The following is a 21,157-nucleotide window of genomic DNA, read 5'->3' on the forward strand; positions in this document are numbered from 1 at the left end:
CGCTTGGCTTGGATCTTCTAGTTGTTCTGCAACCCTGTGGGAGCGACGGTGCGACGATTCGACCTGCTCGCGAAGGCGTCGTGCCAGACGACATCAACGTTGGATGTGCCGTCCCCTTCGCGAGCAGGCTCGCTCCCACATGGGTGGGTGTTAGAAACTCATGTCGACCTTGGTCCAGAGCGTGCGCCCCGGTTCATTGATCGCTTGCGGGTCGTTGGCCGGGTAGCCGAATCCGGCGTTGCCCGCCAGGTTCAGGTGTTCGGCGTAAGCCTTGCCGAACAGGTTGTCGACGCCGCTGCTGACCTTCCAGTGTTTGTTGATCCGATAGGCACCGTTGAGTGAGAACACGCCGAAGCCGGAACTCTTGTCGTAATCCTTGCCGACCACGTTGCCCTTGTTCTGGTCGATACGGTTTTGCGCGGCAACCACCCTCCACAGTGCGCCAGCGCTCCAGTTGTCTTCGGTATAGGTCAGGCCGAAGCGTGCATCCAGTGGCGGCATTTGCGGCAGGGCCGTGCCGTCGCTGCTGTTTTTGCCCCAGGCGTAAGCCAGGGTCGCATCGGCTTTCCAGTTATCGGTGAGTCTGTACGCGGCACCGAGTTCACCGCCCATGATTCGCGCGTCGATGTTCTCGGCGCGCGAAGTGCTCATGCCCATCATTCCCGGGGTGTAGTCGAAGAGGATGTAATCGCGGATCACGCCGACGTAACCCGAGGCCCAGGCTTCGAGTTCGGCGCTCTTGTAGTTCACGCCGAAGTCGAACTGGGTGGTCTTTTCCGGTTTGATCGAATCGAACGCGTTGACCGATCCGGCCGGGCCGGACTTGGGCGAAAACAGCTCCCAATAATCCGGAAAGCGCTGCGCGTGACCCAAACCTGCATAGAGCGTGGTCGGACTGTCGGCCAGGTCATGCTCGTAGCGAATGAACCCGCTGGGCAGGGTGTCGGCGCGGGTATCGTCGGCGGTCGGGTTGGGGCGGCTCATCATTCCCGAACCGGTGGTTTGCCGGTAATCCTTGGCCGAAGCGCGGTCGACACGGGCGCCGTTGATCAGCCGATCACGGTCGGCGGCGTACCAGGTCATCTCGCTGAACACACCGTAGTTATGGAAATCGGCGTCCTTGGTGTACGGCTGATCCTTGTAGGTGTCGATGCCCATGCCGCTGCGTTGGCGGTGTTCGTTGGTCTGCGCGTCGAGGCCGGTGATCAGCTGAATATCAGCCCAGCGCCAGGTCGCCTTGATCCGTGCGCCGAGGGTGCGGCGGTCGACATTGGACGCCATCGGGCCCGCCATCATCCCGGTGCCGGACGGCGTGCGCAGGGTGTAGTTGTCCATCACGTGGTCGGCGTAGTTGTAGTAGACCTGCGCTTCGAGTTTCTCCAGCACGTCGGTGATGCTGGATTTTTCCAAACGCAGGCCGAGGCTTTCCCGCAGGAACTGCGAACCGTCCATGCCGCGCCCGGCGTAGCGCGCTTCACCGTCGCCCTTGCCGGCGGTGAGTTCGATCAGGGTGTCGGCGTCCGGGGTCCAGCCGACGGCGATATCGCCGTTCCACTTGTCGTAGCGCGAGGCGACGATATCGTTGTTGCCGTCGCGGTAATCGTCGGAATGCGCGGTGTTGCCGATCATTCGCACGTAGCCCAGCGGGCCACCGGCAGCGGCGTCGACGACTTTGTCGAAGCGTCCGTGGGAGCCGGCCAGAATGCTCGCATTCACCCGTGTGCCGAGTTCGCCAAAGCTCTCCGGCTCACGATCAAACAGCACCGTACCCGCCGACGCGCCCGGACCCCAAAGCACGGTTTGCGGGCCTTTGATCACGGTGAGTTTGTCGTAGGTTTCCGGCGAGATGTACGAAGTCGGCGCGTCCATCCGGCCGGGGCACGCACCGAGCATCATGCTGCCGTTGGTGAGGATGTTCAGGCGTGAGCCGAACATGCCGCGCAGCACCGGATCACCGTTGGTGCCGCCATTGCGCACCAGGGCGAAGCCCGGAATGGTCTTCAGATAATCGCCGCCGTCACTGGCCGGCACCGGTTGGCGCGGATCTTTTGGATTGGTGACGATGGTCAGTGGCGAGCTCGGCGCAATTGCGGTGATCACCGTTGGACTGAGTTCTTCGTTGTGGCCGGCGTGATCATCGGCCAGCACCAGCGGGGACAGAAGAACGCCGCAAAGGACGGCGGTAGCGTGCCTGAAACGAATCCGCGATTCGGTCAAAGCGAAGGACGCCGGGGCACAGCCCGAGCGTGAAACAGCAGCAAACCTGGACATGACAATTTCCATCAAACAGTCGTAAACGACACGGCCGGCAGCCTGAAGCTGTCTTCTCAACCGTGTGCAATCAAAGGTGCGTGTTTACGTGGCGATGGGCGGGGCGCGGGTGCGGGCGCCGGGGAAGAAGGGTTGCCGGGCATGGCCCAGGCGTGGGGAGGGCGGGGTGAAGGTGTTGAGCGGTGGGATGTTGAAGGCGACGAAATCGCCGCCGCCGGTCAGTGCCGGGCAATTGAACAGCAGGCTGCAATAGCCGCACTTTTCCCACAGCACGTGGTGCGAGGATTGTGGCGGGCAGTGTTCGGCTGAGGGCTTGGCGTCGTGGCCGCTGTGATCCATGCGCGGCATGTCCATCGACATGTCCATGCTCATCGGCATCGATGTCGAGGCGTGCTGATCCATCGGCATCGACTGAGAAATCAGTGGGCCGATGAAGATCATCAACATGGCGAACAGGGCGATCCAGCTGCCGCGAGTCAGAGTTTGAGTCTGACGGCGTTGCCGCAAAGGCCTGGCGCTCAGCGGGCGCATGGGCGGAGTCTGCCGAAAGGCTTACTGAGCGTGCGCGTGGGCCTGCGTGGTTTCCGGTGGCTTCTTCTGCACCGAGACGTCGACGGTGACGTCACCGGCCTTCTCGAAATGCATCGTCAGCGGGAAGCGTTTGCCATCGCTGAGCAGGCTGCGATCGGTCGGGTTGAGCAGCATCACGTGCCAGGCCATCGGCGCGAATGTCACGTTGCCGCCGGCCGGGATTTCCACGCTCGGCACTTGCTGCATCTTCATGAGATCGCCCTGCATGACGTGCTCGTGCAGTTGGGCTTCGGGGGCGATGGGCGAGTCGACGCTGAGCAAACGGTCGGCAGTTTTGCCTGCATTGTGAATGATGAAATACGCGGCGACGGTCGGCGCGTTGGGCGGCAGCTCCTGCGACCATGGGTGGGCGATTTCCAGTTCGCCGGCCTTGTATTCGTGGGCATGGGCAAAGCACGCCGGCAGCAACAGCGCAGCGATTACGATGAGTTTGTTCAACATGGCAGTCTCTCCAGAACGATTTGAAACGCAGGTCAATTGCGCGAACAAATCAAACCAGAGGGGAAGCACGGGGATTGAGACTCGGCCATTGCTGGCGCGGCGTGGGTGTTTGCAGTGAGGCGGGCGCCACGCTGCGATTACTTTCATAACGGGCGAAATACAGCTGCGGCGAGTGCGCCGGCAGCGCCACCAATGGCGCCGAGCCCGAGCAGCACCAGCAATGCTGCATGTTCGAATGAGTGTCGTTGGTCGGGGCTTTTTGATCGCTGGCGCCGATGTTGATCGCCACCATCTTGGTTCCGCTGCCGGTGCAGAAACTGCTCCAGAGCCATTGTTCGGCCGGTGAATTGGCCGCCTGCGCCATCGCCCCGGTCATCGGCATGGCGAGCATGTTGAACAGCACTGCAAAGCAGGCGATCCAGGCAATTGCTAGCCGGTGTCGGTTCATGGGACAGATCCATTGGGTGGGCGATCAGGCGCGGCTATTTAGCCTGATCAGGGCCGATAAGTAAAAAAGCGTCGTGCGGTTTGGTGTCGCAGCGCTGCCTGCAAGAGCTTGAGAAGCCTGCGCCCCAGCTCGATTTCGCCGTTATAAATGAGTGTAGCGGCTTCGATTCGCATTGCCTGGGCGAAATTCGAGTCGCTTTCTATTCGTGCACGAATGGTCTGCTTGTAGTCTCGGAGCGCCACCCGGTTGAGCTGCCCATCGCCCGAGTCTTCGATCTCACAACCCTTGATGTATTCGCTAAGATCGGCAGGCGTTTTGAGGTAATCCTTGACGTCGAAACGGGAGAATTTTTCTGACATTGGATGTGTACGCCCTTGGAATCAAAGACGTTGAGCGTAGAGGTGGACGCTGACTGCCGATAGTCAGTGATTCGTTAAGTTGTTGTGGGCAGTGTCCGGCGCGTTTGTAGGATTCAAGTCAGATATCCAGTCGAGCTCGTGACATTGTGGGAGCGAGCCTGCTCGCGAAAGCGGTGGGGCAGGCAATGATGTGCAGACGTTGCCGACGTCTTCGCGAGCAGGCTCGCTCCCACAGTGGTCGGTGGCGAACACGTAGTCTGTGTACGTCGCGAACCTTGTGGAAGCGGCGGTGCGACTATTCGACTTGCCCGCGAAGGCGTCCGTGAGAACTGCGCTTGTTTTTAGATAAGGTTAACGGTCGCGAGGGCCATGAGGATTTCGTCGACCGAGGCAAACTCCCGATCAACCCCCGGTAACCCGGGTCGCTTCAACACCAGCACCGGCACCCCACGCTCACGCGCGACTTCCAGCTTCGGCTCGGTCGCGGTGCTGCCGCTGTTCTTGCTGATCAACACATCGACCTGCCGCCGCTCGAACAGCGCTCGCTCATCCTCCAGCAGAAACGGCCCGCGTGCGCCGATCACTTCGCAGCGTTCATTGCCCGGATAGACGTCGAGGGCGCGCAGAGTCCAGAACTGCTCCGCAGGGATTTCATCGAGGTGCTGCAGCGGTTCGCGGCCGAGGGTGAACAATGGACGGCGGAAAGGCTTGAGGGCAGCGATCAACTCGGCCCAGTCGCTGACTTCGCGCCAGTCATCACCGGGCTGCGGCTGCCACGCCGGACGGCGCAAAGCCCAGCAGGTGATGTCGGTCAGTCGTGCGGCGGTCGCGGCGTTCTGGCTGATCTGTGCGGCATAGGGATGCGTGGCATCGAGCAGCAAGTCGATGCCTTCGTCGCGAATGAACTGCGCCAGCCCTTCAGCGCCCCCGTAGCCACCGACGCGCACCTGACAAGTCAGATCCGTCGGCACCCGGCCAACACCGGCGAGGCTGTAGATATGTTCTGGCCCGAGCGTGCGGGCAATCGCCAGCGCTTCCGTCACGCCGCCCAACAGCAGAACCCGCTTCATGCAAAACCTCCGGCGTGCCCGACGATCCCGCCCTGACGATCAATCGCAAACACCTCGACCTGCACCTGCGCCGGCACCACGCTGCGGGCAAAATTCAGCGCATGGCGGCAGACTTCATCACCGAGCGCGATCCCTGCCGCACTGGCCATGGCCAGCGCCTGCTGACTGGTATTGGCCTCACGAATGCCTTGCAGCAATGGCTCATCGGCGCCTATCGCTGCCGCCCACTCCGCCAGTTGCGGCAAATCAATACTCGAGTGCCGCGAATGCAAATCCATGTGCCCGGCGGCCAGTTTGCTGATCTTGCCGAAGCCGCCGCACAAGCTGAGTTTATCCACAGGTACTTTGCGCAAATGCTTGAGCACCGCGCCGACGAAGTCACCCATTTCGATCAGGGCGATTTCCGGCAGATCGTAGACCCGGCGCATGGTGTCTTCGCTGGCGTTGCCGGTGCAGGCAGCGATGTGCAGATAACCGTTGGTTTTCGCCACGTCGATGCCTTGATGAATCGAGGCGATGTAAGCCGCGCAGGAAAACGGCCGGACAATGCCGCTGGTGCCGAGGATCGACAGCCCACCAAGAATGCCCAGTCGCGGATTCATGGTTTTCAGTGCCAGCGCTTCGCCGCCCTCGACGTTGACCGTGACGTCGAAGCCGCCGGCATAACCAGTCTCGGCGGCGAGCAGCGTCAGGTGATCGCTGATCATTTTGCGCGGTACCGGGTTGATCGCCGGCTCACCGACCCCGAGCACCAGTCCCGGCCGGGTCACGGTGCCCACGCCGGCACCGGCATTGAAGCGAATCCCCGGCTCGGCCATTAACCTTACCCGCGAATAGAGCAGGGCACCGTGAGTCACGTCGGGATCGTCGCCAGCATCCTTGATCGTTCCGGCCTCGGCGCCGTCATCGGTCAAACGACAGAACTCCAGTCGCATCTGCACCTGTTTGCCTTTGGGCAAAACAATCTGCACCGCATCGGCGGAGTGTCCGCCGAGCAACAGACGCGCGGCGGCAAGGCTGGTGGCGGTGGCGCAACTGCCAGTGGTCAGGCCGCTGCGCAGCGGCGCAGGTTGTTCGGCAGTTTCGTCACGCATCGAGGGGTTTGACCAGATCGAGCAGGGTGATCGGTAGCGCCTGACGCCAGGTGTCGAACTCGCCGAGCGGTTGCGCCTGGGCGACATGGATACGCGTGAGTTCGCCGCCATGGCGTTCGCGCCAGTTCATCAGGGTGACTTCGCTTTGCAGGGTCACCGCGTTGGCGACCAGACGGCCACCGGGCTTGAGTTGCTCCCAGCAGGTTTCGAACACGCCCTCACGGGTGACGCCGCCGCCAATGAAAATTGCATCCGGGCGTTCCAGTCCGTTCAGCGCCTGCGGCGCCTTGCCGCGAATCAATTGCAGACCGGGCACGCCCAACGCATCGCGGTTGTGCTCGATCAATTGCTGGCGGCCGTCATCGGCTTCGATGGCCACGGCGCGGCAACTGGGGTGCGCGCGCATCCACTCGATACCGATCGAGCCGCTGCCGGCGCCGACATCCCAAAGCAATTCGCCGGGGGTCGGGGCTAGGCGGGCGAGGGTGATGGCGCGTACGTCGCGTTTGGTCAATTGGCCGTCGTGCTGGAATGCCGAGTCTGGCAATCCAGCTAGGCGTGACAGGCGCGGGGCGTCGGCATCGGCCAGGCATTCGATGGCGATGACATTGAGGTCGGCTATCGGCGCGTCATCCCAGGCGCTGGCGCTGCTGTCGATGCGTCGTTCGGTGTCACCGCCGAGATGCTCGAGAACGCACATCCGGCTCGAACCGAAGCCGCGCTCACGGAGCAATTGTGCAACAGCAGCCGGGCTCTGACCGTCGCTGCTCAGCAACAACAGACGCACGCCACTGAATAATTGCGCATTGAGCGCCGCCAGTGGTCGGGCCACCAACGACAGCGTTACCACGTCCTGCAACGGCCAGCCGAGACGAGCGGCGGCCAGCGAGCAGGACGACGGTGCCGGCAGGATCAGCATCTCGTCGCTCGGCACCTGACGGGCGAGGCTGGCACCGACGCCGTAGAACATCGGGTCCCCACTGGCCAGCACGCAGACCGCTTCGCCACGCTGGGCCAGCACCGGCGCCAGGGAAAACGGGCTCGGCCACAATTGCCGTTCACCGCGAATGCACACCGGCAACAAATCAAGTTGGCGCTGGCCACCGACGATCCGCGAGGCGCCCAACAGGGCACGCCGGGCGTTTTTGCCCAGGCCCTTGAAGCCGTCTTCACCGATTCCCACTACCGTCAGCCAGGGTGACATCTATATTCCTCTAAACACGCCGTTCCGACGGGCAGACTTTTCATGCCAGCGGACAAAGCAGGCATAATACCGCGCCTTCGCCCGCGAAGCGCTTTTCCCACGCAGCCGGTCCGCCCCTTGAACGAACGCCCGATGTCCACCGCCTTACGCCCCTCGGCCTGCCCGGGGTTGCTGCGTATCGTCCAGGCACTGGACGGCGGCATCTGCCGGATCAAGCTCAATGGCGGTTCGATCAGCGCCGATCAGGCTGATGCAGTGGCCGATGCAGCCGAACAGTTCGGCGGCGCGATCGAGGCGACCAACCGCGCCAATCTGCAGATTCGCGGGATCGGTAAGCAATCCGCAGCGCTGATCGAGCGTCTGCTCGCCGCCGGTCTCGGGCCGCGCACGGCGGCCGGTGACGATGTGCGCAACCTGATGCTCAGCCCTGCGGCCGGGATTGATCGGCAGATGCACTTCGACACCCGGCCCCTCGCCGAACAGATCCTCGACACGCTGCAAAGCCATCCACGTTTCCACGAGCTGAGCGCCAAGTTCGCCGTGCAACTGGATGGCGGGGAAGCCTTGGCGATGCTCGAACATCCCCATGATCTGTGGTTGTCGGCGTTCGAGCGTGACGGTGAAGTGTTGCTGGCGTTCGGTCTGGCCGGATGTCCGGCGGATCGCGCGGTCGGCGCGGTGGCACTGGAACACGGCCATGCACTGGTGGTGGCGGTACTGGAATTGTTTCTTGAGTTGGCGCGCCCCGAGCAAACACGCATGCGCCATTTGCTCGACGAGTTGCCGCTCTCGGCGTTTATCGAGCAACTGAGCACGCGCTTGCCGATCAAGCCTGTCAGCCATTGGCAGCGCACGGCCGTTGCGGACGATCTGCACATCGGCGTTCATCCGCAAAATACCTCGGGGCGGGTGTACCTCGGCGCGGTGCCGGCGCTGGGCCGTCTCGATCCGGCAATGCTGCGCGGGGCCGCGCAACTGGCCCGCCATTTCGGCAATGGCAGCCTGCGTTTCACGCCTTGGCAAAGCCTGCTGGTGCCGGATGTGCAAGCCAGCGATGCGGCGCAAGTACTGCAAGGTCTTGAACAACTGAACCTGTTGACCCGCGCTGCCGAACCCCTTGCACGCCTGATCGCCTGCACCGGCTCCAATGGCTGCGGCAAAGGCCTGGCCGACACCAAGCAGGACGCCCGCCATCTGGCAACGTTGCTGCCCTCGGCCTTCAATGTGCACCTGAGCGGCTGCACGCGCTCTTGCGCCGCCGCCCACTGTGCCCCGGTGACGTTACTGGCCGTCAGTGCCGGTCATTACGACCTCTATTTTCGCGATGCAACGCAGCCGGGTTTCGGCGCGCTGCACGCACGCAACCTTACTATTGAAGCGGCCGCGATCTTGCTCGACGCCCGCTCTCGGAGCCCCCTTGATGCTTGATTACATCCGCGATGGTCAGGAGATTTATCGCAACTCCTTCGCGATCATTCGCAGCGAGGCCAATCTGGCGCGCATCCCGGCCGATCTGGAAAAACTCGCAGTGCGGGTGATTCATGCCTGCGGCATGGTCGAGGCGGTCGACGGCCTGCAATTCTCCGAAGGCGCGGGCAAGGCCGGGCGCGATGCGCTGGCCGCCGGTGCGCCGATCCTCTGCGATGCGCGGATGGTCTCCGAAGGCGTGACCCGTGCGCGCCTGCCGGCCAACAATGAAGTGATCTGCACCTTGCGTGACGAGAGCGTGCCTGCGCTTGCCCGTGAACTGGGCAACACCCGTTCCGCCGCCGCGCTGGAGTTGTGGCGTCCGCATCTGGAAGGCAGCGTGGTGGTAATCGGCAACGCGCCGACAGCGCTGTTCTATCTGCTGGAAATGCTCGACGCCGGCGCACCGAAACCGGCGCTGATTCTGGGCTTCCCGGTCGGTTTCGTCGGCGCCGCCGAATCGAAAGCCGCCCTGGCCGCCGACAGCCGTGGCGTACCGTTTGTGATCATGCAGGGCCGTCTCGGTGGCAGCGCCATGGCCGCCGCCGCCGTTAACGCCCTCGCCACGGAGATCGAATGATGCAGGCCAAAGGACGTTTGATTGGCCTGGGCGTCGGCCCGGGTGATCCCGAACTGATTACTGTCAAAGCCCTGCGCCTGCTACGTGAGTCGCCGGTGGTGGCGTACTTCGTCGCCAAGGGCAAAAAGGGCAACGCGTTCGGCATCATCGAGGCGCACCTGCAAGAAGCGCAGAACCTGCTGCCGCTGGTCTACCCGGTGACCACCGAAGCGTTGCCGGCGCCGCTTTCCTACGAGCAAGTGATCAGCGACTTCTACGATGAAGCCGCCGAGACGGTCGCGGCGCATCTGGACGCCGGTCGCGATGTCGCGGTGATCTGTGAAGGTGATCCGTTCTTCTACGGCTCCTACATGTACCTGCACGATCGCCTCGCGACACGCTATGAAGCGCAAGTGGTGCCGGGCGTTTGTTCCATGCTCGGTGGCGCTTCGGTGCTGGGCGCGCCGCTGGTGTATCGCAATCAGAGCCTGTCGGTGCTCTCCGGCGTGTTGCCCCATGAAGAATTGAAGCGCCGTCTGGCCGATGCCGACGCGGCGGTGATCATGAAGCTGGGGCGCAACTTCCCGAAAGTGCGTCAGGTACTCGAAGAACTGGGTCTGGCCGAGCGCGCGCTGTACGTCGAACGCGCAACCATGGCCAATCAGAAGATCGTGCCGATGGATCAGGTCGAGCCGATGTCGTCGCCGTACTTCTCGCTGATCATCGTGCCGGGCGAACGGTGGCAAGGCTGATGACTCAATCCACGCCAGCCATCGTCATTCTCGGTCAGGGCAGCCTGGCCACCGCGCGGCGCATTCAGCAGGTCTACCCAGCGGCGCAGATCCACGGCCTTGCCGGGCGCGTCGACGGCGCTGATTGCACCTACCAGGAATTTGGCGCGACCCTGCGTACGCTGTATCAACAGGACACGCCGATCATTGCCCTGTGCGCGGCCGGCATCGTCATCCGCACGCTGGCGCCGCTGCTGCTGGAAAAGGGCGCTGAACCTGCGGTACTTGCCGTGGCCGAAGACGGCAGCGCCGTGGTGCCGCTGTTGGGCGGCCTCGGCGGGGTCAATGTCATGGCGCGGGACATCGCAGCCGGACTGCAAGTCGCCGCGGCGATCACCACCAGCGGCGAGTTGCGTTTTGGCACCTGCCTGCTCAATCCCCCGACTGGCTACGCGCTGGGCGATCTGGAAATGGGCAAGCGATTTGTCTCCGATCTGTTGGCCGGCCATAGCGTGCGCATCGAAGGCGCGGCGCCGTGGCTGGATCAGGCGCAATTGCCGGAAGATCCGCAGGCACAGCGCTCGATTCATGTCGGCAGTGCCGCGCGTGAAGCGAGTGCCAGTGAGTTACTGATCTATCCACGCAGTGTGGCGGTGGCGGTGAGTGCTGAAACATCAGACCTGACGGATGCCGTTCGCAGTGCCTTGCAGCAGGCGAAAATCGCCGTGCAATCGTTGGCCTGTCTGTTGGCCAGCGAGACGCAAATGGCTGCGCCACTTTTGCGTGAAGCGGCGCTTGAGCTGGGTGTGCCGCTGCGCTTTGTCGCGGCGCAGAGCGACATCGAAACCCTGGCGCGAGTCGCAGTGCCCGCGGCGATAGTCGTGGCCGGCCACGGCATGGCAATCGCAGTTGCCGAGCAGCCTCTGGATGTTTCAAAGATTGGCCGGCCACGCGGTCGTCTCGCGGTGATCGGCCTCGGCCCCGGCGCTGCCGAACTGATGGTGCCGGCGGTGAAAGCCGAGCTGGCCCGCGCCACCGATGTACTGGGCTACGAAACTTACGTGCGCATGGCCGGGCCGTTTCGCGACGATCAGGTGCAGCACTGCACCGACAACCGCGAAGAGATGCAGCGCGCCCGTCACGCCTTCAGGCTGGCCGCCGAGGGGCGCTCGGTGATCGTCGTGTCGTCGGGCGATCCTGGCGTGTTCGCCATGGCCGCTGCGGTGCTTGAAGCGTTGCACGAGTCGGCTGATCCGGCGTGGCACAGCGTCGACCTGGAAATCCTCCCGGGCGTGTCGGCCTCGTTGGCTACCGCCGCGCAGGCCGGTGCGCCGCTGGGCCATGACTTCTGCGTGATGTCGCTGTCGGACAACCTCAAACCCTGGTCGATCATCGAGAAACGTCTGGATCTGGCCGCCGAAGCGGATCTGGCGTTGGCGTTCTACAACCCGATTTCACGCGCGCGTCCGTGGCAACTGGGCCGGGCACTGGAAATCGTCGCGCAGCATCGTGCACCTGAAACGCCCGTGGTGTTGGGCCGCGACATCGGCCGTCCGGGTCAGACCTTGCGCACCACGACGTTGGGCGCGTTGACGCCGGAGCAGGTGGACATGCGCACCATGGTGTTGATTGGTTCTTCCACTACCTGCACCTTTCCCCGCGCCGGCGGGGGTGATTGGGTCTACACGCCGCGCTGGTATGGCGAAAAACCGCTTTCCTGAGCATCACGCCGAGGCAAGTTGTAAATAAGTTGCCTCGGTGAGATATCAAGTCGAAATTCCCTGTCAGCCGATAAGGTTTAAAACAGAGCGGTGTCTCCGTCAGGAGCACCGCTTCGTTTGTTTATCGAACCATTCGTCATGCAGCTGTTTGTTACCGGATCATGCGTGCGATGAACTTATCTGTCGTTTGATGTTTCTTGAGAAATTATTTGAGTTTTGTGCTTTTTGAAGTTGTCGCGCCGGCAGAATAACTTCGTCCAGGATTCTCTCAATGAATAAAGGATGAAGTCTGATGGGTGTCATGGAGCAATATGTCGGCGCGTTCAATTTTATTTCGCCTGATGAATATTCTGCGCTGAAGCGAACATTCAAGGCACTTTCCGGCTCTGCCGAATATGCAATGTTGGTAGCGCTTTACGAAAATGCCGGGCAGGCCACGAGTCTCACTGAAAAACTGCAAGTTGTAACACTCTTCCTGCAAAACCTTGAGCGCCTGTCACATCGCAACTCAGCGCCCGTGCCGGCGTTGATCAATACAGTTGAAGATAAACTACGAGACTATGCCAGCCGTTTGGCCGGCACTGTCAACATGCTCAGTGATGTACCCAGCCCGGTACCCGCAATCATGCACTTTGTCTGGGTGGGCGGCAGTGAAGTTGGCAATATCCAGCGCGATTACATGAATATCTGGCGCCAGGTGCTGGCTGCCGAAAATTACCAGTTCAATCTTTGGTATGACAGCGATGCATTGCTCGCTTTCGAAATGAATCGGGTTATATCCGACAGTGCCAGAGTAGATGCGATGGAGTCGGGCGGCGACACGCTGACCAGCCCCAGTGAGCTGGCAAAGATGATTGAAGATCGTGCGCGTGTATTGAAGCGCGAGATGTTTGAATACCTGCAACTACCGCAATGGCAAGGCCGCGCTGATCAGGCCCGGATCGATTTGATGGTGCGTGCGTACGGCAAGGACCGCGCAACGCTGGAAGCCTTTCGTCAACGCTGTTTGCAAAGCCATCAGCAAATGGCCGGCACCGATTTGCAGTTACGCGATGTCGGACGGGAGTTTGCCGGGCACTTTTTACAGGATGTCTATCAACGCGAAGTGTCCATGCGCGGTAACTTTGCAGCAGCCAGCGATGTTGTGCGCTTGCAGGCCGAGTATCTGGAGGGCGGTCGTTACACTGACATGGATTACTTGCCGCCGCTGGCCGACAAACCGGGCGGAGTCGACATAAGCGGTTTCAGTGACGAGCAACGACTGGGCGTGTTGCAGCTGTTGCTCAATCATGACGAAACCTTGATGCCGGGACGCGACCGCCTGCGCTACACCGATCACACGGATACGTTGTCAGGCACCGATCTGGATGCACTGCTGGCCTTTGCCCGCAGCAAACCCGGCGTCGAGCATATATTTGTCGCGCCGCGTGAAGTCCACAGCCCGCAACACGGTCTGCGAATGGGCGCGCAATTCAGCCGAGAGATGAACGCTTATCTGCTGGCACACCCGCAAAGCGAGATGACGCTCGCGGTCATGCAATTGATCCGCTTCAACTATGACTGTCTGCAAGCCGTTGAAAAGTCGGCAATAGCATCGTCGGTAGACTGGTCACAGACGGAGCGATTGCTCGATGTAATTGAAAACGTGATGAACGAGAAAATCGCGCAGGGGCAACTGACACGCACGCTGCAGGATTTTCTGGGTAAGTTGAGCGAGTCGATTTTAAGTTACTACCGCGATGGCATTCGCGTCGGAGCGCGCGGCACCATTGCGCTTACCGGCCCCGGAGCGGCAGTCACCGGATTGAAAAACCATGTCGAGACTCACCTGCTGCCGGACAACGAGGTCACGGTTCAGGAGCGCCTGCGCCTGGCGGAGGGTTACAACGTCCAGACCGAGGAGGAGGCGATCTCCGGTTGGACCGTTAATGACGACGAGGCGCAGTGGCTGGCCAAAGAGCAGGAACAGTGGAAAGCCGGCAAACTCAAATCGCGGTATACCGGCCAACTGGCGGATCTGCTTCAACCGCAACAGACGCTGACGTTCAAACAAGGCTGGCCCGTGGTCGGCGGTAAACCGGTGCTGTTGACGGCAGTCCTGCAACAATTGATGGATGATCTGGGCGAACCCTTTGTGCGCGCCATGAGGGACAAGCTGAGTGGTGAGATCACCTTCACCAAGGCCTTTTCCATCGGCTTTGATAATCGTCAGTTGATCCTTGCGCAACCTGTGCGCGCACTGCCCGTTTCCCAAGGCGCGGAATCATCGAGCAACCTCAACGAACTGTTCAGCCGCATTGCCCATGACTCTTTGCCGCTTGAGCAGCTGAGCCCGTTGGTGCGCGTCATGCTCGGGGGCATTTTCGGTGCGACAAGTCTGGACGACGCCAGCTTCACCGAGGTCTGGCAAACCGTGCGCGACCTGGCTGTTGAAACCGATGGCGACGGCACGTTCGCCCGTTATGACGCGGTGGAAAAAGCCGTCCGCCAGCGACAATCGCGCGGTTTCGAGACCGGGCTGGCGCGTGGCGAGGCGGATGGCCTCCTGACGGCGCGCGAACTCAAGGTGCAGGCACTGTTTGAGCCGCTGACCTTGCGGCAATGGGGCGAACGTATCGGCCAGATCAATCGCACGGCGCAGGGTGAGTACCGTTCGCGGATTCTCCAGCGCAGTGCGCAGGTGCGCGAGATGTTCGTCGAGGCCGGCGCGACCTCGGCCCGGCAACTGTCGCAGGATTTGCTGATGCACACTGCCAGTGACCCTGGGCGTCGGTGTTATCCGCTGGCATTGCTGATGGGCGCAGCGGTGGCTGTCGGCGAGTCAGCCGAACGGACGTTGGTGGGACATGTCGCCACAGCTAACGTCAACCATAGGGAACCCAGTTCACTGGCATTGCTCAGTGCGTTGAACGAGCTACGGGCCTTGCCCGGCAGTGCCATCGGTGAATCCCGCGGCTTGCAGAGTCTGGACACGGTCATACAGACACTGGAGGCGAAAACGGCGTCCACGGTCTTCTTGCTCGACACTGGTGATCACGCCTTGCTGGTGGCCAAAGTGCAGGCTGGAGACCAGTTCGTCTACCGCTTCTATGACCCGAACTTTGCCATTTACGCGTTCGCCAAAGGCGCGCAGGTGAAGCTCGGCGTTGAGCGTTATCTGAGCGCAGGCGACAGCGCACTGGCGAAGTTCTACGGGCTGGGCGATATGGCCGCAGCGCGGTTCAACGTGATCGAGTTGAACACTGCGGCGATCGCCGCCCGCAAGCTATCGAGCGGTTTGCGCCTGGACAGTTTTTTGCGCCTGCCTTCGAGTGATTCAGGCCGTGTCCCGGTCTGGGCAAAACAAGCCGTGGCGCGCCAGCGTTCGCTCAGTGAAAACGCGCGGATGGGCGCCAGCCTGGCGCAAATGGATGCGCGCTATTGGGCGCAGGAGTTTGCTCAGGCCACGCAGCAGTTGCGCAGTGAACATTCGCTCGGGCGGGAATATTTGCCTTTGCTGGAAACGCTCAAACCGCAGGCGGACGGTGCTTATTCGGTGACGCTGGTCGATGCGCAGAATCGCCATCCAGCGCGCACCGTCAGCACAGCCGACCCGCGCTTCACTCAGCTCAAACAGCATCTGCAGCAGAGTGTGAAGGCAGGCAACCCCAGTGGTCCGGCGGAAGCGGATGGCGGCAGTCGCTTGAGTTTCGCCTTTGCGATCCAGACGCTGATCAGCGAAATGCGTCATCGCGAATACCAGGCCGGTGATCAGGTGCCAAGCTTGTCGATCGCGCTGCAAGTACAGGTCTACGTCAGCTATGCGCAGTTGGGTTTTGGCGTGGTCAGCGATACCGCACAGATGATCAACCTGGTGCGGCAAGCGCTGGCCAGTGAACAGGCGCTGCTCTTGCGCCAGTCGTCGTTGTCTGGCCGGGTGCTCGGTCGCGCGGCAACCGGGGTTGGTTTTGCGTTTTCGCTGGTCAATATCGGCTTCGATATTTACAACCTGTCACTGGCGGACAATCACGAGCAGCGCTCGCGCTTCTCCACGTCCCTGGCGTTCAACACAGTGGCGTTGGGATTGGACATTGCCGCATTGGCAGCAGGCGGAACAGTAGGGGCCGCCGCAGCTTTTCTGTCTGTGCCTTTACTCGGCATCGGCATCGGCGCCACTGCCATCGCCAGCAATCTGGGGCAGATTGCCGACAAGGCAACGGCGGTCGGCAATCACCTGCGAGCCATCCACAATGCCTACCAACCGGGCGCTTTCACTGTGGAAGAGGGGGTGTTGCAGTTCCCGCCGGAAGCCGTCATCACCCACCTGGATCTGCAGGACCGGCAGGTGCGCTTTGACAGTCAGCGATTTTATCCGTGGGGCGGCGGTGCACTGGAATTGCCGCAATACAACGATGATCCCAGGCAGATACACCGTTCCCTCAATATTCGGCACGCGTTCGGTCTCCCCGAGAGTGCAGCGCTGAACATTCGCAAGGCTGCTGCGCCTCATACCGTGGTGTTGCCGTGTACGCCGCTCTGCTATTACGGCTACGAATATCAACTGGGAGGCGCGGGCTACGTCTACGAGCCACTGCCGGGAGAGCAGGTCGAGCCTCGCGACGCCAGTGAAATACCTGGGCCAGACTGGTACTCGTTATTCAATCCATTCACGGCATTGACCGACACGCTGAAGACCCATATGGATGAGCGCATCCACACTCGCTATCCGCAATTGCGCAACAGTGTGGCGGACAAGCTGGAATACGACGAGCAGGGCAAACGGCGCTTTTATCTGCACAGTACGCCGTCGCTCAAGCACATCCTCTACAAACTGCATCCGGTCTATAAACCGACAACGATCAGCGTGGTGCTGGACGAGCAGGTGCGCCAACTGGCGGTGCCGACGTTGCCGATGGAGTGCCAGCAAAAGCTGTCCTACGAAATCAGCGCGACGTCAGACCGCTGCCAGCTTCGTCTGACGCCGGGATTGAAAACGGTGAAATTCAATGGAGCGACCCAATGGCTGGTGCATGCCCCTTGGGTCAGCATCGAGCAGGTCAGCTTTGATGACGTACCCAGGATGGATGACGGCGCCCCGCAAACGTACCTGGCGGGGCGTCAACTGACGGTCGACGGTATCGTGCTGTCGGCGTTCGATGGGCTGATCGAGTTGGCCGGGGGAGAGTTGTTTCAACTGGACTGGCAAGGCAATGCGCTGCACCTGGTTTCCATCACCCTGGGCGATGATAAAAACAATCCGCGTGATGTGCTTGCCCACCTGCGCAAACGAGAGAAGGAGATGCGCCTCGGCACGGGATACGTCACGCTTCAGCGGTTCAAGGTTGCGCTCAACCCAGCCAGCCTCGATGTGCGCACGACAGCCTTTTACGATGTCGCTCAAAAACGCTTGTTGTATGCGCGCGATCTGCCGGGCGAAGTCAATGAGGGCTTGATGCTGGGCGCCGCCAGCACGACTCATGCGTGGTTTTATCATCCCGACCATGCCACGGTCTGGCGCGTCGATGTGATCACTGCTTCGGTCGTCCATCGTTATCGGTTACTGAGCCTGGAACTCGGCACGAAAATCACCACTTTCGGGCAACTGGCTGACGGCACGCTGCGAGTCTCGCAGCAGTTGGTAGAACAAAAGTCCATGAATGTGCGCACGACGCTGGAGTTTCATCTGACCGATAGCGAAGTGACCCTGACGGACATCCACATGTGGTCGCCCGGTCTGGAAAGTTCTTTCCTCAAGCCGGAAGAGGGAACGCGAATCGCGTTTTTCCGCCATCGCCAGAAAAAGCACCGCCCCTACGCAGATGAAACACCAGGCATGGCTTCGCCGGTCACTACCTGGACTTACGCGCCCTATGTTCATGCCCGTGCCTGGTCCTTCGATCGGCTGCTTGAGCGAGCATGGATTGCCGCGCATCACGACAGGTACTTGCGCGCTGGCGCTGACAGTGAAGGGGACAGGGTGATGCTCATGCCGCGAGCGTCTGACCCGGCGGCTGCGCTGCTGTTTTACAGCCAGCAAAGCCAAATGCTCAGCCATGGCATCGAACTGCGCGACAACGTCTTCTGGCACAAGGCGCTGGCGAAAAACGTGATCGAGGTTACCCGTGTGGGTGAAAGCTACCTGGCCACTCAAAGCGACGGACGACTGTTCGAAATCGACCTCGGTGCCAAGGATGACAACTGGCTGTCCGAGCTTGATAGAAATGTTCTGAAGTTTGTCGGCCTCAGCCGGCATTGGCTGCAACAAAATCCGGATTGGCTGGCGGCATTACCGGCGCTTGCCAGGGAATACAGCAGCGCAGCCTTTGCGATCATCGGTTTGCGTGCCCAGCCGGGTCAGCCGTTTCTGGCTGCGTGGTGCGTTGATGAAAAGCTCGTGCTGATGGACGCAACGGCTAACCGCGAGCTCGCGTTATTGGGGCTGACGCCTGATCGGCAGGCCGTTTGGTTGCTTGATGCGAGCGCCGGGCAGCTTTGGCGCCAGACGCTGGTTTGCGTCGATACGATGCGCACGGCGTTTGGTAACGGCAGCGTGTTGCTGCATCGCGAAGCCTTGCCCCAGGCCGAACAGGTCTGGTCGTCGTGGGCGTTCAGCGAAGTGCTACCGCACGCAGACGGCCTGCTCGGGCGTACCCGTGAAGGTGTGACGCTGCTACTGCGGGATCAGCAACCGGCACGGATTATCAGCATGGAAAACCGATGGTCACACGCTCCAGGTCAGACGCCAGGGCAGCTGCAGGAACGTTTGAAACGGCGGCTGGAAGGGCAGTCCCATGCCGCGTTTCTACCCATTGAAAATACCGGCAATCGTTATCAGTACTACGTTCCGATGCTTGATCGGCTGTTTGAGGTGTCCGCACGGGACGATGGGCAATGGGCAACATTTCTCGGTACGCGTGATGCGGCCAATCCGCTACTGTTCGACCCCATTGACGAATTGCTCTTCAGTGCCGGAACGGTCGATGGCGTTTGGTTGCCGGGCAGTTATGCGCATCGTGACGAGGAAGTCATGGCGCTGGAATTGACTGATGATCTGGCCGAGGTACAGCCATTGCTTGCCGACGGCGTTGAAAGGTTGATTCTGACCTTCGGTTCGCGCACGGAAGGTTATCGGATATCGGCCGAAACCTGGCAGCGTCTGGATTGCATTGTTGTTGATGTGCGACGTCCATCCGAGGGGCGGGTGCCGGAACCTGGCTTGCTGGTGCTGGACGTGGCGGAGGGCGGGCATTTTCTGATGTCGCAGGTCGCTGGCCACCTGGTGCTGACCGACCCGGACAATGGGCACAGTCTGATCGTGCGCGGCGTCGAGGAGCAGGGTGAGTGCGAACTGGCTGTCAAAATGGCTGGCCGTCATTATCTGTTCGCACTCGAGCAGTGGTTGCAGGCTTTTGCGGCTGTGCAGGACGGTGACGCCATTGCCAGCCTGGCGGTGGTGGCTGAACATTTGCCCTGAGCGGTAAATTCATCTGAACAATAAAACGCCGCGGACATTGTCGTTCGCGGCGTTTTTGTTTTGGCAGTTAAACCGAGGTCGGGCGCTCAAGGCACCAGATAACCTTTGACCCCGGTAAAAATGATCTGCGCCGCCAGTGCGCAGACAAACAAACCCATCAAACGACTGACGATCTGCAAACCCTGATCCCCCAGAATCCGTTCGATGCGGTTCGACAGATACAGCACCACGCCCACCGTGAAACTGGCCAGCGCAATACTCATGATCGCAGTGAGCTTATCGTCCCAGTGCGGCTGGCTGACCCCCATCACCAGCAGGGCGCCGATGGTGCCCGGGCCGACGGTCAGCGGAATGGTCAGCGGCACGATGGTCACGTCCTGCTGCACGTTGTCGGCCTGCACCGCCGGTTTGCCCTGCGCCATGCCCAGCGCCGAAATGAACAGCACGCTGCCGGCACCGATGCGAAACGCATCCACGGTGATGCCGAACACATCGAAAATCACCCGCCCGAACAAATACAGCAAGACGCTGGAGACCAGCGTCGCCACCGCAACTTTCCAGGCCAGCCGCCGTTGCTCCTTGCGCGAGTAGCCACGGGTCAGGCTGATAAAGCAGGACAACACGAAGAACGGGCTGTAGAGCACCAGCATCTTCAGGTAAACGCTGAACAACACGTGGAGCATGGTCATGTCTCGCAGGGAAGGAGAATGGGGATGGAGTCTATCAGCGCTTTACGGGGTTGGGGTATCGACTTTTAGAATGCTGCTTGTTATTGGATTAGTTGTTTTTTTAGTTGCGCTTTTGATGGGTTTGGCAAGTAGTGTTACATGTTTTTGTTTGTCGGTTGTTGGTGGCTTTGGTTATGGTTGTTTTCGCAAGTTAATGAAGGCTTGCTTAAATGATGATAAGGAATTCAAAGTGAATAACCCAGTAATGCAACAACTCTATGTCGCTAATTGCATTAGTGCTTTGCAGCAATATGAAATTGATGAAGTTCCAACTATTCAAGCTCGTGGTGTTGCCTTGACCCTTAACTCCGGTGACGCCGTGGAAGCGCCGACAAAGGCGGCAGTTGTTGGCGAGGGGCTTTTGGCATTTTCTGCTCATCTGACGGATGACAATCGGACCGACGCACAAAATGCCTTTCTTTTCGCGACACTTGTCGCCAACAAGAAATTCCCGCTCGAAAGCCAGGGCCTGGAGTGGTATCTGCTGTTTCGCGAGGTCATGACCAACTCAGGCTGGACGCCTGTCACCAAGTACTACAACGATCTGGAGGTTGCGGGCACCAGCGTACGGATGGATAAACTGGTCCTGGAAATTCTCGGCTCGGTGGTAGCGGGTCTTGCGGTGCCTGGCCCTGCAACTGCGCTGATGCTGAAGACGGCGAGCGACGCCATCACCGCTCTGAAAAAACGTGACACCGCATTGACTCTGTATGAACGCAATCTGCTGAACCACGGCGTTGGTGGCATCACCGCTGGCGTCTGTACCGAAGTTAATGGCGAAGCCATCATGGCCGTCGGCGCTGTGCGTTTTCTGCGTCGCAATACTTCCACTAAAGTTATGTTTGTCGATGTAGATATTCGCAATGTGAAGTTGTACACCGGTGAAACGATCTTTGCCAAGAATACCGAAATTGCTGATAAGGCGCGCATGGCCATCAGGACTAAACTGGGTCTGAACGTTGTATCGAAAATCGAAGAGTATGAAGTCTGATTAACAGAAGAAGGGCAGTCATGGCGACT

Annotated in this window: 15 protein-coding genes; 6 read left to right on the forward strand and 9 right to left on the reverse strand. The window is 60.6% G+C overall.

The features are described from left to right. Window positions 1-150: 150 nt before the first annotated feature. From AB4N44_RS20440 to cbiE, 8 genes are all read right to left on the reverse strand, one after another. Window positions 151-2,271: a TonB-dependent copper receptor gene (locus tag AB4N44_RS20440; protein ID WP_460107792.1), complete on the reverse strand. Its 2,121-nt coding sequence runs from the start codon at window positions 2,269-2,271 to the stop codon at window positions 151-153. Between the two features lie 84 nt (window positions 2,272-2,355). After that, window positions 2,356-2,802 carry a DUF2946 domain-containing protein gene (locus tag AB4N44_RS20445; protein WP_460107790.1) on the reverse strand — a complete coding sequence of 149 codons (447 nt, stop codon included), beginning with the start codon at window positions 2,800-2,802 and terminating at the stop codon, window positions 2,356-2,358. A 21-nt stretch (window positions 2,803-2,823) separates the two neighbouring features. After that, entirely contained in the window at window positions 2,824-3,303 is a 480-nt protein-coding gene (locus AB4N44_RS20450; RefSeq protein WP_127925662.1) for a copper chaperone PCu(A)C, read from the reverse strand. Between the two features lie 49 nt (window positions 3,304-3,352). Beyond that, complete coding sequence (locus AB4N44_RS20455; RefSeq protein WP_134175775.1) at window positions 3,353-3,751, reverse strand: DUF2946 domain-containing protein; 399 nt, start codon at window positions 3,749-3,751, stop codon at window positions 3,353-3,355. 47 nt (window positions 3,752-3,798) lie between these two features. Beyond that, window positions 3,799-4,110 (reverse strand): hypothetical protein, encoded by a 312-nt coding sequence (locus tag AB4N44_RS20460; protein ID WP_127925664.1) that lies wholly within the window; start codon window positions 4,108-4,110, stop codon window positions 3,799-3,801. A 341-nt stretch (window positions 4,111-4,451) separates the two neighbouring features. After that, window positions 4,452-5,180: a cobalt-precorrin-6A reductase gene (locus AB4N44_RS20465; protein WP_460107787.1), complete on the reverse strand. Its 729-nt coding sequence runs from the start codon at window positions 5,178-5,180 to the stop codon at window positions 4,452-4,454. Beyond that, window positions 5,177-6,274 (reverse strand): cobalt-precorrin-5B (C(1))-methyltransferase, encoded by a 1,098-nt coding sequence (locus tag AB4N44_RS20470; protein ID WP_160038056.1) that lies wholly within the window; start codon window positions 6,272-6,274, stop codon window positions 5,177-5,179. The genes AB4N44_RS20465 and AB4N44_RS20470 overlap by 4 nt, the downstream gene beginning before the upstream one ends. Beyond that, complete coding sequence (gene cbiE / locus AB4N44_RS20475; RefSeq protein ID WP_460107784.1) at window positions 6,267-7,478, reverse strand: precorrin-6y C5,15-methyltransferase (decarboxylating) subunit CbiE; 1,212 nt, start codon at window positions 7,476-7,478, stop codon at window positions 6,267-6,269. Before cbiE ends, AB4N44_RS20470 begins: the two co-directional genes overlap by 8 nt. A gap of 132 nt (window positions 7,479-7,610) precedes the next feature. Between cbiE and cobG the strand changes: the two genes are divergently transcribed. From cobG to AB4N44_RS20500, 5 genes are all read left to right on the forward strand, one after another. Next, window positions 7,611-8,906 (forward strand): precorrin-3B synthase, encoded by a 1,296-nt coding sequence (cobG, locus tag AB4N44_RS20480; RefSeq protein ID WP_460107783.1) that lies wholly within the window; start codon window positions 7,611-7,613, stop codon window positions 8,904-8,906. Beyond that, window positions 8,899-9,525, forward strand: coding sequence for a precorrin-8X methylmutase (locus AB4N44_RS20485; RefSeq protein ID WP_150750043.1), 627 nt, complete (start codon window positions 8,899-8,901; stop codon window positions 9,523-9,525). Before cobG ends, AB4N44_RS20485 begins: the two co-directional genes overlap by 8 nt. Beyond that, window positions 9,522-10,256: a precorrin-2 C(20)-methyltransferase gene (locus AB4N44_RS20490; RefSeq protein ID WP_370872600.1), complete on the forward strand. Its 735-nt coding sequence runs from the start codon at window positions 9,522-9,524 to the stop codon at window positions 10,254-10,256. Before AB4N44_RS20485 ends, AB4N44_RS20490 begins: the two co-directional genes overlap by 4 nt. Further along, window positions 10,256-11,956 carry a precorrin-3B C(17)-methyltransferase gene (gene cobJ, locus AB4N44_RS20495; protein WP_460107780.1) on the forward strand — a complete coding sequence of 567 codons (1,701 nt, stop codon included), beginning with the start codon at window positions 10,256-10,258 and terminating at the stop codon, window positions 11,954-11,956. Before AB4N44_RS20490 ends, cobJ begins: the two co-directional genes overlap by 1 nt. A 400-nt stretch (window positions 11,957-12,356) precedes the next feature. Further along, window positions 12,357-19,409 carry a TcdA/TcdB pore-forming domain-containing protein gene (locus tag AB4N44_RS20500; protein WP_460107779.1) on the forward strand — a complete coding sequence of 2,351 codons (7,053 nt, stop codon included), beginning with the start codon at window positions 12,357-12,359 and terminating at the stop codon, window positions 19,407-19,409. An 86-nt stretch (window positions 19,410-19,495) separates the two neighbouring features. On the opposite strand, the gene AB4N44_RS20505 is transcribed toward AB4N44_RS20500, so the two are convergent. Beyond that, a complete protein-coding gene (locus tag AB4N44_RS20505) occupies window positions 19,496-20,092 on the reverse strand; it encodes a MarC family protein (protein WP_025111770.1) in 597 nt (198 codons plus the stop codon). Between the two features lie 4 nt (window positions 20,093-20,096). On the opposite strand from AB4N44_RS20505, the gene AB4N44_RS20510 reads away from it, so the two are divergent. Then, on the forward strand, window positions 20,097-21,128 hold the full coding sequence (locus tag AB4N44_RS20510; RefSeq protein WP_224790082.1) for a hypothetical protein: 1,032 nt from the start codon (window positions 20,097-20,099) through the stop codon (window positions 21,126-21,128). Window positions 21,129-21,157 lie beyond the last annotated feature (29 nt).

Source organism: Pseudomonas sp. S3_C06 (assembly GCF_054667675.1).